Below are 13,801 nucleotides of genomic sequence, written 5' to 3'. Positions count from 1 at the left end.
GGAATCTCAGGCGGACAACGGCTCCGCCTCGTCGTCCACGGCCGCCGTGACGTCCGGGTACACCTCGAAGAGGCGGCGGACACCGAGCGCGGCGAGCACCCGGTTCACGTGCGAGCCGTCGACCGCGCCCTGGGCCGGCAGGATCACCCGGAGCCGCCCCTGGCACGAGCGCATCAAGCGGCGGGCGGCGATGAGGACACCGACGCCGCTGGAGTCGCAGAACAGCACGTCGGAGAGGTCGAGCACGAGGCTGCGCCGCCCGTCGGCGACCGCGTCGTGGACCTGCTGCCGCAGCGCGGGGGAGGTCACGAGGTCCATCTCTCCCGACACCCGTACGACGGCCCAGTCGCCCCGTCCGCTCTCACTCATCCTGAGCGTCACGCGCCACCCCTCCTCTCGCTCGCCAGTGATCCCGGATACGGAACCTGTCACTACGCTTGCACTGCGCGGCTGCCCGCGTGGCGATGCGCTGAAACAACCCCCGCAGACCTATCACATATGACCTGGTTAAGACCGACCCGGTCACAATCGAGCACTTACGGTCAACGTTCTCGGCTGTTCTTTACCATTCACTCCTGCCCCGCCGCGCACAATGCGGCAAAGGTGCGTGCGTTGTCGGCGCCGCGCACTACATTCGAGGAGAAGACAAGCAGTTCAGCAGTTGAGCAGCACGGGCGGTCGGTGAGGGGGCCCCATGCCCAAGGAGACTCCGTCCCGCTGGGACCGGAGGATGCAGCAGCGCCTCGCGCACGGCGAGGCCGCCGCCCTCGGCGAGCTGTACGACCGCTTCGCGTCCCTCGTGCACGGCCTCGCCCACCGCGTCCTGGACGACGAGGACGCCGCCGACCAGATCACCCGCGAGGTCTTCACCCACATCTGGGAGAACCCCGAGGCGTACGAACCCAAGCAGGGTCCCCTGCGCTCGTTCATCGCCACCCTCGCCCACCACCAGGCCGTCCAGCGGCTGCGCCAGACCGAGTCCGCCGCCCTCGTGCGCACCGGCCTCGGCACCACCGAGGACCTGGAGCGCAAAGTGCGTCACGCCTCCGCGGCGGCCCGCGCCGACTACATCGTGACGTCGATGCCCGCCCCGCTCAGGGCCGCCCTGGAACTCGCCTACTTCCAGCGCCGCGACTACCGCCAGACCGCCGCCGACCTCGGCGTCACCGAGGACGAGGCGCGCCGCCGCCTCCGCCTCGGCCTGCAACTGCTGTCCACGGCTCACGACAGCGGCACACCGCCCGGCCGGTACGGGAGGCCCGCATGAGCGGGACGCCCGGCCCCGGTCCCTTCGACCCCTTCGACGGCGAACCGTGGGAGGGGCAGCACCCCGGCGGCGCGGCGGACGCGCCACGGATACCGCCCCCGCGCACCTCCGTCGAGGACACCGGGCGCCCGCTCCCCGCACCGCCCGCGCCCGCGCCGGTCGTCCTCGACCACCACGTCCTCAAGTCACTGCTCGGCGCCTGGGCCCTGTCCGCCTGCTCGCCCGAGGAATCCGCCGCCGTCGACGACCACCTGCTCGACTGCGGCACCTGCGCCGAGGAAGCGCTGCGCCTGCGGGACGCCGTCGGCCTGCTGCACCCCGAGGAGTCCCTCGACCTCGACCCGATGCTGCGCTCCCGCGTCCTGGAGGGCTGCCTGTCCCGGCGCCCGGCCCGCATCCCGGTCCCCGGCTGGGCCGCCCCCTACGACGCGGAGACCGCCCGCCTCGACGCCCTGCTCAAGGACATCGGCGAGAGCGAGTGGCACGCGCCGGTGCGGCTGCGCTGGTACGAGCACGAGGAGCAGGTCAGCCGCAGGACCACGGTCGCCGGGGTGATCGCCCATCTCACCGGCGTCGACGGCCTGGTCGCCCGCGCCCTCGGCCTCGACGACCCCGCCCCCGGCACCCCGCTCCGCCCGACCGACGGCGACCACGCGGCCGTCGCCGCCGCGCTGGAGGGGCTCGGGCCGGCCGAGCGCACCGAAGCGCACTGGAAGGCGTCCCACTTCCCGTTGACGCGGGCCGTGCGGGCGCCCTGGCGGGACCAGTCGCACGCCCTCATCCGCACGGTGTCCTTCGCCGGTTCGGACACCGCCGGCCCCGGCGGCTCGGGCCAACTCCCCGTCTCCTACGGCGCGTTCGACCTGCCCCTGCGGGACGCCATGATCGACCGGGCCTTCGAGTGCTGGATCCACGCCGGTGACATCGCGGACGCGGTGGACTACCCGTACGAGCCGCCCTCGCCGCGCCACCTCAACCGCATGATCGACCTCGCGGCGCGGATGCTCCCCGCCTCCCTCGCCGCGCGCCGGGGCACCTGCGCCCCGGCGGACGAGCCCGGCCGCAGTCTGCGCCTGGAGGTCGAGGGGGCGGGCGGCGGCGAGTGGCTGATCGCCCTGGACTCCCCGGCGGACGGCTCCGCCGGGCGCCAGGTGGCGCATGTCGCCCTCGACGGGGTGGAGTTCTGCCGCCTGGCCGCGGGCCATGTGTCGCCGGACGAGGCGGCGGCGGGCGGAGTGGGCGACCGGGAGGCGATCCGGGAGGTCCTGTCGGCGACGGCGGCGCTGAGCCGCTTGTGACCGAGCGTTCGCCACGGGGGACCGGGTACTGCCCCACCCGGAGCAGCACCCGGCGAACGGCCTAGGCGAAAACGACGGTCCGCCGCCCGTTCAGCAGGATGCGCCGCTCCGCGTGCCACTTGACGGCCCGCGCCAGCGCCTGGCACTCCACGTCCCGCCCGATCGCCACCAACTGGTCAGGCGTGACATCGTGCCCGACCCGCTCGACCTCCTGCTCGATGATCGGCCCCTCGTCGAGGTCGGCGGTCACGTAGTGCGCGGTCGCCCCGATCAGCTTCACCCCGCGCGCATGCGCCTGGTGGTACGGCTTCGCGCCCTTGAAGCTCGGCAGGAACGAGTGGTGGATGTTGATGATCCGCCCGCTGAGCTGCTTGCACAGGTCGTCCGAGAGCACCTGCATGTACCGGGCGAGCACGACCAGCTCGACGCCCTCCGCCCGCACCAGGTCGAGGACCTGCTGCTCGGCCTGCGCCTTGGTGTCCTTGGTGACCGGGATGTGGTGGAAGGGGATGTCGTAGGAGCCGACGAGCTCCGCGAAGTCCCGGTGGTTGGAGACCACGGCCGCGATGTCGACGGGCAGCGCGCCGATCCGGGCCCGGAAGAGCAGGTCGTTCAGGCAGTGCCCGAACTTGCTGACCATCAGGACGACCCTCATCCGGTCCGAGGCCCGGTGGATCTGCCAGTCCATCCGGAACGAGTCCCCGATCGCGGCGAAGCTGGCGCGCAGCTTCTCCACGGTGACGGGGGCGTCCGCGCTGAAGTGGACGCGCATGAAGAAGAGTCCCGTGTCGTGGTCACCGAACTGCTGGCTGTCCTCGATGTTGCAGCCGGTCATGAAGAGGTAGCTCGACACGGCGTGCACGATGCCCTGCTTGTCGGGGCAGGAGAGGATGAGGACGTACTGCTCGGAGCCGGTGGTGGAAACGGGTGCGGGCGCGTTCATGCGAAAAGGTTCGCACATCGGCGGCGTCCGGCGACCGCGTGTCCCGCGAAGCGGACGTACCGGGACCGCCCGTCACCCGCGCTACGCGGCCCGCGTCATGATCCGCAGCACTTCGAGGGTCCGGGGCGCGTCGTCCGGGTCCTCGCCGTCGCTGGTGGCCAGCCGCACATGGGCGTCACGGGCCGACCGCACGGCCTCGGGCCATCCCGGGTCGTTCAGATAGGCGGAGACCGGCGCGTCCGGCCCGACCTGGTGCATGATCCGCAGGACCCGCAGCACGGCGGTGTCGACCAGGGCCGCTTCCTGCGAGTCCCGGAATATCGTCCCCACGTACTTCTCGGCCGACCAGTTGTCCAGCCAGGTGTCCTCGACGAGCCGGTAGACGGCGTCGGTCACGTCCCCGTACCCGTCCACACCCGCGAGCCAGACGTTCTGTTGGAAGGACGGGTCGGAGAGCATGTGCAGCGCGGAGCGCACATTGCTGCGCCAGCGCCACCACGGCATGTCGTTGAGTGGCATGCCGTCCATTTTCGTGGAGCGACGGCCACGGCGGGAAGACTTCTCCGAGCTTTGCACGGTCATCGATCGTACGTCCCACCCCGCGATGCCCCGACCTCCCCCCGTAATTCACCTCCCTGTCACCCCGTGTTGACCGCTGGTCACTCACCGGTTCCGGATGTGCCGGAATCGTGCGGGCCCATGACCGGTCGGCGCCCCACCCTCAGCAAGCGCACCTTCCGTATCACCGCCCTCGCCACCGCCCTCGCCACGGGCGCGGCCCTCCTCGCCGGCTGCGGACTGGTCCCCGGGACCACCGCGGGCGCGGGGGACGAGGCGGTCACCGTGATGACCTGGGCCCCGGAGCGGACCGCCGCGACGAACATGCCCGGCATGCCCGCCATGGCCCAGGCGTACGCGCGCTGGGTCAACGCCCACGGCGGCCTCGGCGGGCGCACCCTGAAGGTCCTCACCTGCAACGACCACAACGACAGCGTGGGTGCCGCGAAGTGCGCCCGCGCGGCCGTCGACCGGCACGTCGTCGCCGTCGTCGGCTCCTACAGCCAGCACGGCCGCGCCTTCCTCTCCCCGCTGGAGGCGGCCGGCATCCCCTACATCGGCGGCTACGGCGTCACCGACGCCGAGTTCACCAGCCCGCTGTCCTACCCGGTCAACGGCGGCCAGGCCGCCCTGCTGGCGGGCAACGGGGAGCAGCTCGCCGCGACGTGCGGGCGCACCGTCCTGGTCCGGCCCGACACCATCGCGGGCGACGGGCTCCCGGCCCTGCTCGACACGGGCCTCGCCCTGCGCGACCGGCCCGCCGCCACCGACCTGCGCGCCGCGGAGGACGCCACCGACTACGGCGACGCGGCGCGCCGCGCCCTGGCCACCGCGAGCGCCGGGCCCGCCGGCGAGGGCTGCGTCGCCGCCGTGCTCGGGGAACGTACGGACACGTTCTTCGACTCGTTCCGGCGGCTGCGCGACGACTACCCGGCGGTGCGGACGTCGACCGTCCTCGGCAGCGTCGACCAGTCCGTCATCGACCGCACCGGTGGCGCGAACAGCCCGTACGAGGGCGCGTACGTCACCGGCTGGTACCCGGCGGCCGACGACGAGCGCTGGGGGCCGATGCGCAAGGCGGTCGGCGAGCACGCCTTCGGCGACAACCGGATCGACCCGGCGGACGCGGGCGTGCAGACCACCTGGATCGCGTACACCGTCCTGAAGCAGGCCGTCGAGGGGCTCGGCGACGGCGAGGTGAGCGCGCGCGCCCTGCGCATCGCTCTCGACAAGGGCGCGGAGGTCACGACGGGCGGCCTCACTCCCCCACTGCGCTGGGGCTACGACCACATGTCCGCGGCCGGTGACTATCCGCGCCTGGTCAACGCCCGGGTCACCTTCCAGAAGGTGACCCGGGGACATCTCGTCGCGAGCCGCGAGGGCCAGGTCGACGTGACGGACACGCTGGCGAAGGCGCCCTGAGCCGCAGGGCCCGACTAGAGCTGCACGGCCGTGCGCCGGGTCAGCAGGTACTTGTCGGCGATCGTGTTCCACAGCCCGGCGGCCTTCGTCTTCTCGGTGGAGGCCGTACTGCTGTCGGAGTCGCCCGCGCGGCGCTGCGGCGTCACCCTGGCCCGCCCCTTGTGGCAGCCCTTCTTCCCGGCGACCTGGTCGCCCCACGCCGCGTAGTGGCTGTCCGCCGACGCGGACGCCTTCCACGCCCGGGTGAGCGCGTCCTTCAGGGCGACGTGGTCGGGGAGCTGGTCCACGGCGAGGGCGTTGAGGCGCGTCACCAGGTTGTTGCGCTGGCTCGCGGCGTCCCGCAGCGCCTGGGAGGCCGGGCCGAGTTCCTTGCAGGCCCCGATGTCGGCGACGGCCCCGACGACCGCTTCGCGGCTGTTGTTGGAGTCGGCGAGCAGCTTGTCGAGGGCGACGGCCTGCTCCCTGGCGGGGTCGGCGGGCGGCGACGACTGGTCCGAGGCGGCGGGCGAGGAGTCCGAGACGGTCTGGGTCGCGTCCGCCTTCTTGTCGTCGTCCCCGCCACTGCTGAGCATGGCGCCCGCGCCGACACCGACGACGAGGAGGGCGACGCCGACCGCGGCGATCAGCGGCAGCTTCGAACCGGTGCGGGCCTTGCGGCGCGACGGCTCCGGCTCGTACGCCCGCTGCTGCGGGTACTGGGGTCCGGGCCCGGCCGGGCTCTGCTGCGCGTGCGGGTCGAAGCGCGGCATCTGCTGCGTCGACGCGGCCCCGCCCTCCGGCTCCGTACGGAACAGGGCGTCGAACTCGGCGGGCGGCTGCCGCTCACCCGGCGCACCGGGGCGGACGTCGTAGGCGCCATTCTGCGGCGACGGCTGCGACGGCTCCGCGGGCACCGGCGGTATGTACTGGGTCGCCTCGCTGTCCGGGCCGCCCGGTACCGCGTCGGGCAGCGCCCCCGGCATGGGCTGCCGCACCGCGTGCCCCAGGTACCGCGTGTCGTCCGGGGCGGGCGCCTCGGGCGGCAGCGGCGCGGCGGCCTGCGGGTGCGGGCCCGGCTGCTGCGGGACGGGCGCGATGTACTGCGTGGCGTCACCGTCGAAGGAGGCACCGGCGTACGGAGCGCCGTAGGCCCCGCCGTGCGAGCCGTCGTAGCCGGTGGGCGCGGCGGGCGGCAGCGGGGCCGACCGCCCGTGCCGCGGCTGTTGCTGCTGAGGCGGCAGCGGAGCCCCGGGCTGAGGCTGAGGCTGAGGCTGCGCGGACGGCTGCCCCCACTCGTACGTCGGCATCGGACCGGCGGCCTGGGCCTGCTGGGAGTCGGGCCCCCACGGCTGGCCCCACGGCGAGGCGCCCGCGGGTCCCGCCTGGTCGCCGAACGTGCCCGGCAACAGGGGCTCTCCGCCGTCGGCGGGCAGCACGACGCCTTCATGTGCCTGCCGTGCCGCGGGAAGATGCGGATCTTCACCCTGTCCGCGCTGCTGCGTCACCGGGACTCCTACGTAGGGGGGTCGGAATCGTCGGCTCACGCTACCGGGTTCCCGCACGCCCGTGCTACGCACCTCAAACTCAGGGAGCCTCCCCCGTGACAGGAGTAACAAAACAAGCCGGTCGGGCGCTGGTTTTGCGCCCGACCGCCCTCGTTCACGCCGCCTGTAGCTCCACGCGCGCCCCGAACTCCCGTACCACCGGCTCCTCCCGGAACGGTTCGAGCCGTTCCTTGAAGTCCTCCAGGTACTCCGCGCCCCGGTTGGAACGCACCGTGCCCAGCAGCTCGGCGGCCTGAAGTCCGGTGGCACAGGCCTGTTCCACCTCCCGCTGCTGCACCTGCGCCGTGGCCAGCAGGACGAGCCCGATGGCGCGCCGCCTGGTCCGCGACTCCGGATGCCCGTCGAGCGCTTCGCGCGCGCACCGCGCCGCGTCCCGCGCCTGACCCAAGTCCCGGTGGCAGTGCGCGAGTTCGTCGGCGAGGTAGGCGTGGCCGAAATGGCTGATCCAGTCCGGGTCGTCCCCGGAGCCGGTCTGCCCGTCGGCCCGCTCCATGGCGCCGATCGCCGCGCCGGAGGCGGCCTGCGCGGCCCTGGCGTCCCCGAGAAGGGCGTGGCCGCGCGCCTCGGCGGCGTGGAACATCGCCTCCGCACGCGGCGTCACGCGCCCGCGCGCCCCCTCCTGAGCCGCGCGGGCGAGCTGGGCGATCTCGCGCGGGTTGCCGAGCTGCGCCGCCAAGTGGCTCATGGACGCGGCCAGTACGTACCCGCCGTACCCGCGGTCCCCCGCGGCCTGGGCCAGCCTGAGCGCCTGGATGTAGTAGCGCTGGGCGAGGCCCGGCTGCCCGGTGTCGATCGCCATGTACCCGGCCAGCTCCGTCAACCGGGCCACTGCGGCGAACAGTTCACGCCCCACGGCTTCCCGGTAGGACCCGGCGAGCAGTCCGCTCACCACGCTGTTCAGGTAGTGCACGAGCACCGGGCGCACATGCCCGCTGCCGTACTGGTGGTCGAGCTCGGTCAGCGCCCGCGTCATCGCCCGCACCGCCGCCACGTCCGAGGGGCCGACCCGTGGCCCCGCGGCCCGCGCGACCTGCGAGTCCGGCACGGAGATCAGCCAGTCGCGGCTGGGCTCGACCAGCGCCGACGACGCCACGGAGGCCCCGGACAGGAAGTCCCTGCGCCCCACGTCGCTGCGCCACAGCTCACACACCTGCTCGATGGCGCCGAGCACGGTCGGCGAGAACTGGAGTCCCACGCCCGAGGCGAGGTTCTTGCCGTTGGCCATGCCGATCTCGTCGATCGTCACGGTGCGGCCGAGTTTGCGGCCCAGGGCCTCGGCGATGATCCCCGGCGCCCGGCCGCGCGGCTGCTGCCCGCGCAGCCAGCGCGCCACCGACGTCTTGTCGTAGCGCAGGTCGAGGCCGTGCTCCGCTCCGCACATGTTGACCCGGCGGGCCAGGCCGGCGTTGGAACAACCCGCCTCCTGGATGAGTGCCTGAAGCCGTTCGTTGGGCTGTCGCGCGACGAGTGGCCGTGCGGCCATGGCGTACCCCCTGCTGTGCCCGTCTCCCGGTGGCCGGCTGCCGACGACAGCCGGATCGATGGATCACTGCCCGGCGGAGAAACGGAAGATGCACCACAAACGGGTAGCAAACCACGCACTCGGCGTGTCGCGGCCCTTCATGGACTCGTCCCGGTCTCCCCCTCGTTCCCTCACCGCACTACCCAGCCCCCGCCGCCGTCTCGCGTGCGCGCCCCCGCCCATGCACCCATGCGCCCCACATGCGGGAACGATGCCTCCGTCTTGTCCGCTTGTACGCCCGTAACCCCGGGTGTCGGCGAGAGTTGAGAACGTCGTGGAAGAGACCATCGCAGGCACCTCGGACGTCACCTCACCCGTCACCGCGGCCGGACAGATCCCCCAGCAGCGCGGTGAAACCCTCCTCGACACGGCCGTTCGCTACGCGGAGGAACGGCACTGGGACGTGTTCCCCGGCACCTGGCTGGAGTTCGACGAGGGCCTACAGCGCTGCTCGTGCGGCGACGCCCGCTGCCCGGCGCCCGGCGCCCACCCCGCGCGCCCCGACTGGGCGAGCCAGGCGACCGGCAGCGCGACGGCCGCGCGCCGCATGTGGTCCAAGCAGCCGACGGCGTCGATCCTGCTGCCCACGGGCCGCACGTTCGACGCGATCGACGTCCCCGAGACCGCCGGGTTCCTCGCGCTGGCCCGCATGGAGCGCATGGAGCTGACCCTCGGCCCGGTCACCCGCACCCCCGACCGGCGCATGCAGTTCTTCGTGCTCCCCGGCGCGAGCCTCAAGGTCCCCGACCTCATCCGCAAGCTGGGCTGGCCCCCGGCCTCCCTCGACCTGCTCACCCTCGGCGAGGGCGGCTACGTGGCGGCGCCCCCCACCCGCTTCGGCGGCCAGGGCGCCGCCCAGTGGGCCTGCCGCCCCACCGCCGCGAACCGCTGGCTCCCCGACGCGGAGGAACTCGTCTCCCCCCTGGCCTACGCCTGCGGGCGCGAGGGGCGGCGCGGCCAGGGCGTGTCCTAGAGTCCATCGTGCGCGGACGCGCGTAAGCGCCGACGTGCGACAGGGCCGCCGAAGGGAGCGCACCGAGTTGAGCTCGGCCGAGGAAACAGCAGCCGTCCACGTACACGACCTCTGGAAGTCCTTCGGGCAGCAGACCGCGGTCGCCGGAATCGACCTCACGCTGCCCGCGGGCAGGTTCATCGGCCTGGTCGGCCCGAACGGGGCGGGCAAGACCACCACCCTCTCCATGGTCACCGGGCTGCTGCGGCCCGACCGCGGCACCGTGCGCGTCGCGGGCCACGACGTGTGGGCCGACCCGGCCGAGGTCAAGGCCCGCATCGGCGTGCTCCCCGAGGGCCTGCGCCTCTTCGAGCGCCTCTCGGGACGGGAACTCCTCGCCTACACGGGCCGGTTGCGCGGCCTGCCCGGCGAAGAGGTCGACACCCGCGCGGCCCAGCTCCTGGACGTCCTCGATCTCGCCCCGGCCCAGCACAAGCTCGTCGTCGACTACTCGACCGGCATGCGCAAGAAGATCGGCCTCGCCGCGGCCCTCCTCCACAACCCCGAAGTCCTTTTCCTGGACGAGCCGTTCGAGGGCGTCGACCCGGTCTCGGCGCAGACGATCCGCGGCGTCCTGGAACGCTTCACGCGCGGCGGGGCGACGGTCGTCTTCTCCTCCCACGTCATGGAGCTGGTGGAGTCGCTGTGCGACTGGGTCGCCGTCATGGCCGCCGGCCGCATCCGCGCCCAGGGGCCGCTGGCGGAGGTGCGGGGCGACGCGGCCTCCCTCCAGGAAGCCTTCCTGAAACTGGTCGGCGCGGGCGACCGGGACAACGGCACCACCCTCGACTGGCTGGGCGGCGCCCGGTGACCCGCGTCCTCGTCCAGCTCAAACTGGCCCTGCTCCGCAACGGACTGCGCCAGTCCGCCGGGCGCCGCGCCGCCTACCTCGCCTCGGTCGTCGTCGTCCTGCTGATCGCGGCGCTCCAACTCCTCGGCCTCGTCCTCCTCCACGGGAACGCGCACGCCGCGACCGTCGGCACCCTCCTCACCGCCCTCCTCGCGCTCGGCTGGGCGGTGCTCCCCCTCTTCTTCCCGAGCGGCGACGAGACCCTCGACCCGACCCGCCTCGTCATGCTGCCGCTCCGCCCCGACCCGCTGGTCCGCGGACTGCTCGTGGCCTCCCTCGTCGGCATCGGGCCCCTCTTCACGCTCACCCTGGTGGTCGGCGCGGCCTACGCCACCGCGCGCGGACCCGCCGCCGCGGCCGTCGCCGTGCTCGCGGTGCCGCTCGCCCTCCTCACCTGCGTCGCGCTGGCCCGTGCCGTCGCCGCCGCCAACATCCGGCTGCTCACCAGCCGCAAGGGCCGCGACCTCGCCGTCCTCAGCGGCCTCGTCGTCGCGATCGGCGCCCAGCTCGTCAACTTCGGTGTGCAGCGCCTCGGTGCGGCGGGTGGCGTCGGGGCGCTCGACCCCGTGGCGGACGTCCTGCGCTGGATCCCCCCGGCGTCGGCGATCGGCGCCGTCGACGCGGCGGGCGACGGCGCGTACGGCACGGCGGTGGCGCGACTGGCGCTCTCGGTGGCCGGGTTGGTGTTCCTGCTCACCACCTGGCGGCGCGCCCTGACCCACCTGATGACCTCCCCGGACGGATCGACGATCCAGGCCGCCGAGCCGGGCCGCAGGAGCCGGCGCGGCGACCCCGGCCGCCGCCTGCTCCCCGACGGCCGCACCGGCACCGTCATGGGGCGCACCCTGCGCTACGTGTGGCGCGACCCGAAGACCAAGGCCGCCTGGGTCACGTCCCTCGCCATCGGACTGATCGTCCCCGTCCTCAACGCCCTCCAGGGCACCGGCTCGGTCTACTTCGCCTGCTTCGCCGCCGGCATGCTCGGCATCCAGATGTACAACCAGTTCGGCCAGGACACGTCCGCGTTCTGGATAGTGGCCATGACGATCTCCTCGCCCCGCGACGCGTACCTGGAGATGCGGGCCCGCGCCCTCGCGCTGCTCCTGATCACCCTGCCCTACGCCACTCTCGTCACCGTCGTCACGACGGCGATGCTCGGCGCCTGGGCGGATTTCGCGGAGGTCCTGGGCCTCTCCTTCGCGCTGTTGGGCGCGATGCTCGCGACGGGTGCCTGGTCCTCGGCCCGTTTCCCGTACTCGATCCCGCAGGAGGGCTACAAGAACGTGGTCCCCGGGCAGGCCGGTCTCGCCTGGATATCGATTTTCGGCGGGATGGTGGCGGCGGCCCTGCTCTGCGCCCCCGTCCTCGCGCTCACGATCACCCTGCACGCCCAGGGCGCCGACTCCTGGTCCTGGACGCTCCTGCCGATCGGCGCGGCCTACGGCGCGGCGGCCACCCTCCTCGGCCTGCGCCTGGCGGCCCCGCGCACGGCGGACAGGCTGCCGGAGATCCTGACGGCGGTCAGCAAGGGGTAGCGGGCGGCTGGACGCAGGCGACCCGCGAGCCATGGTTCCTCCCGTGCGGACACGGGCGGAAGCCGGCCGGACGTACCGGCGGCTCGCGGGTCGGGTGACTGCTTGGGAATGGGGCCGGCTGCACGCACCACTCACGTGCTGGTCCGACGCCGAATCCGAGATGCGACGACGGGCCGCTAGCCCGCAGTCACCTCAGACGTCCGGTGTGCATACATGCTCCGAACCACCTCCTCTCCTCTGTGCGACACAGCCTACGAAGCCGGATGACGGGCCTCAACCGGTTTTTCGGGAACGGGCCCGGGGCGCGTACGGGCATGCTGGAGGCGTGCGGATATGGACTTTCGTGAAGTTGACCGAACCGCGTGTGGGATGCGTCACGTTCGAGTTGAATGATCTGGAGCACTACAAGAAGCAGTACGAGCAGTACGAGGATGTCGTCGCGCCGACACAGCCCGCAGGGGGTGCCAGGTGAGTGCTTCCCGGCGTAGTGGGACCGCCGATGCGCTCGGGCCCGATGAGCCCGGGCGGGACGGGGCCGATCTGCTGGCCGCGTTGCTGGACGGGATGGACGCCGCGTTGTGCGCCTTCGACGCCGATGGGGTCGTGACCCATTGGAATCGGGAGGCCGAGCGGATCCTGGGCTGGACCGCGGCGGAGGCCGTGGGGCGGACCGGGTTCGCGGGGTGGGCCGTGCGGTCGGCCGACGCGGACGAGGTGCAGGGGCGGCTCCTGGCGGCGATGCACGCGCCGGGCCGCCAGGTGCACGAGTTCGCGCTGGTCACCAAGGACGGGGGCCGCGTCCTCGTCCGTACGCAGTCGGCCGCCGTGCCGGGGCCCGACGGCAAGCCCGCCGGGGTGTACTGCGCCTTCAGCGAGGTGCACGCGCAGATCGACCTGGAGCGGTCCATCGCGCTGAGCGAGGCGCTGTTCGAGGACGCCGTGTGGGGCGTGGTGCTGGTCGACGCCGATCTGCGTCCCGCCGTGGTCAACGCGCACGCCGCGCGGGCGCTGGGCTCCGGGCGCAGCGCCCTCCTCGGGCGTCCGCTCGGCGATCTGATCGCCCAGGGCCTGGAGGAGCTGGAGGGCGCGCTCAGCCATGTGCTGTCCGAGGGTGTGCCGCCGGCGCCCATGGAGGTGTGGGTGACGCTGCGGCTGCCGGAGGACGGCCAGGAGCGCAGGTGCTGGCGGAGCGGTTTCGTGCGGCTGTCGTCGCCGCTGGCCGAGGAGCCGGTGCCGCTCGGGGTCGGCTGGCTGTTCCAGGACGTCACCGAGGCGAAGCTGGTCGAGCAGGAGGCGGCGCAACTGCGCTTCAGGGCGAACCAGTTGCACCGGGCCGCGCGGGCCGCCGCCGAGTGCGAGGACCCGGCCGAGGCGGCCACCGTGCACCTGGACTTCGCGCTGGCCGGGTTCGCCGACCACGCGGTGATCGACCTGCTGGTGAGCGAGGAGCCGCCGCGGCTCGTGCGCGCCGCGGAGACGCCCTCGGGGGCGCCCGGGGCGAGTCTGCTCGTGACACGGGGCGCGCTGCCCGTGCGGTACGCGGAGGGGCATCCGGCGTTGCAGTGCGTGGACCGGGCCGGTTCGGTGCGGGCCGGTGCGCCGGAGCGGGGCGGGGCCGACGCGGCGCGGTGGGCGGCGGACCGGCAGTGGCCCGAGGGGTCGGTGTACGCGTTGTGCGCGGTGCTGCGCAGCCGGGGGCGCACGCTCGGGGTGGTGACGTTCCTGCGGGGCGCGAGCCGGGCCCGGTTCGAGCGGGGCGACGCGATGTACGCGGAGAGCGTGGCGGTACGGATCGCGGCCGCGGTGGATCTGGCGGGCCTCGGCCCGGACGGGGCGTGAGAGCCGGGGCC

The 13,801-nt window shown here is 73.4% G+C and carries 13 protein-coding genes; 8 read left to right on the top strand and 5 right to left on the bottom strand.

The genetic code is table 11. From position 1 onward, the window contains the following. Nucleotides 1-6: 6 nt before the first annotated feature. Nucleotides 7-369, bottom strand: a complete 363-nt coding sequence (locus ACIRF8_RS01030; RefSeq protein ID WP_404212204.1) for an STAS domain-containing protein — start codon at nucleotides 367-369, stop codon at nucleotides 7-9. A 325-nt stretch (nucleotides 370-694) separates the two neighbouring features. Between ACIRF8_RS01030 and ACIRF8_RS01025 the strand changes: the two genes are divergently transcribed. Continuing rightward, a complete protein-coding gene (locus ACIRF8_RS01025; RefSeq protein ID WP_404209567.1) occupies nucleotides 695-1,267 on the top strand; it encodes a sigma-70 family RNA polymerase sigma factor in 573 nt (190 codons plus the stop codon). Beyond that, nucleotides 1,264-2,565: an MDMPI N domain containing protein gene (locus ACIRF8_RS01020; RefSeq protein ID WP_404209565.1), complete on the top strand. Its 1,302-nt coding sequence runs from the start codon at nucleotides 1,264-1,266 to the stop codon at nucleotides 2,563-2,565. Before ACIRF8_RS01025 ends, ACIRF8_RS01020 begins: the two co-directional genes overlap by 4 nt. A 61-nt stretch (nucleotides 2,566-2,626) precedes the next feature. Here the strand turns inward: ACIRF8_RS01020 and purU are convergent, their stop codons facing one another. Then, nucleotides 2,627-3,508, bottom strand: coding sequence for a formyltetrahydrofolate deformylase (gene purU, locus ACIRF8_RS01015; protein ID WP_404209563.1), 882 nt, complete (start codon nucleotides 3,506-3,508; stop codon nucleotides 2,627-2,629). Between the two features lie 81 nt (nucleotides 3,509-3,589). Next, entirely contained in the window at nucleotides 3,590-4,090 is a 501-nt protein-coding gene (locus ACIRF8_RS01010; protein WP_404209561.1) for a hypothetical protein, read from the bottom strand. A 117-nt stretch (nucleotides 4,091-4,207) separates the two neighbouring features. Here ACIRF8_RS01010 and ACIRF8_RS01005 point away from each other — a divergent pair, with 117 nt between their 5' ends. Beyond that, nucleotides 4,208-5,488 (top strand): ABC transporter substrate-binding protein, encoded by a 1,281-nt coding sequence (locus tag ACIRF8_RS01005; protein ID WP_404209559.1) that lies wholly within the window; start codon nucleotides 4,208-4,210, stop codon nucleotides 5,486-5,488. Nucleotides 5,489-5,502: 14 nt separating this feature from the next. Here the strand turns inward: ACIRF8_RS01005 and ACIRF8_RS01000 are convergent, their stop codons facing one another. Further along, nucleotides 5,503-6,972 (bottom strand): hypothetical protein, encoded by a 1,470-nt coding sequence (locus ACIRF8_RS01000; protein WP_404209558.1) that lies wholly within the window; start codon nucleotides 6,970-6,972, stop codon nucleotides 5,503-5,505. A gap of 154 nt (nucleotides 6,973-7,126) precedes the next feature. After that, nucleotides 7,127-8,515 (bottom strand): transcriptional regulator, encoded by a 1,389-nt coding sequence (locus tag ACIRF8_RS00995; protein ID WP_404209556.1) that lies wholly within the window; start codon nucleotides 8,513-8,515, stop codon nucleotides 7,127-7,129. Nucleotides 8,516-8,828: 313 nt separating this feature from the next. On the opposite strand from ACIRF8_RS00995, the gene ACIRF8_RS00990 reads away from it, so the two are divergent. From ACIRF8_RS00990 to ACIRF8_RS00970, 5 genes are all read left to right on the top strand, one after another. Then, nucleotides 8,829-9,527 carry a bifunctional DNA primase/polymerase gene (locus ACIRF8_RS00990; protein ID WP_404209554.1) on the top strand — a complete coding sequence of 233 codons (699 nt, stop codon included), beginning with the start codon at nucleotides 8,829-8,831 and terminating at the stop codon, nucleotides 9,525-9,527. Nucleotides 9,528-9,594: 67 nt separating this feature from the next. Further along, nucleotides 9,595-10,377, top strand: coding sequence for an ABC transporter ATP-binding protein (locus ACIRF8_RS00985; RefSeq protein ID WP_404209552.1), 783 nt, complete (start codon nucleotides 9,595-9,597; stop codon nucleotides 10,375-10,377). Next, nucleotides 10,374-11,951, top strand: coding sequence for a transporter (locus tag ACIRF8_RS00980; RefSeq protein WP_404209550.1), 1,578 nt, complete (start codon nucleotides 10,374-10,376; stop codon nucleotides 11,949-11,951). Before ACIRF8_RS00985 ends, ACIRF8_RS00980 begins: the two co-directional genes overlap by 4 nt. A 349-nt stretch (nucleotides 11,952-12,300) precedes the next feature. Continuing rightward, nucleotides 12,301-12,423 (top strand): hypothetical protein, encoded by a 123-nt coding sequence (locus ACIRF8_RS00975; protein WP_404209548.1) that lies wholly within the window; start codon nucleotides 12,301-12,303, stop codon nucleotides 12,421-12,423. Continuing rightward, nucleotides 12,420-13,790 (top strand): PAS domain-containing protein, encoded by a 1,371-nt coding sequence (locus ACIRF8_RS00970; RefSeq protein ID WP_404209546.1) that lies wholly within the window; start codon nucleotides 12,420-12,422, stop codon nucleotides 13,788-13,790. Before ACIRF8_RS00975 ends, ACIRF8_RS00970 begins: the two co-directional genes overlap by 4 nt. Nucleotides 13,791-13,801 lie beyond the last annotated feature (11 nt).

The sequence above is a fragment of the Streptomyces sp. NPDC102406 genome (genome assembly GCF_044765725.1).
GTDB lineage: Bacteria > Actinomycetota > Actinomycetes > Streptomycetales > Streptomycetaceae > Streptomyces.
This window is presented reverse-complemented; position numbering and strand designations above follow the sequence as displayed.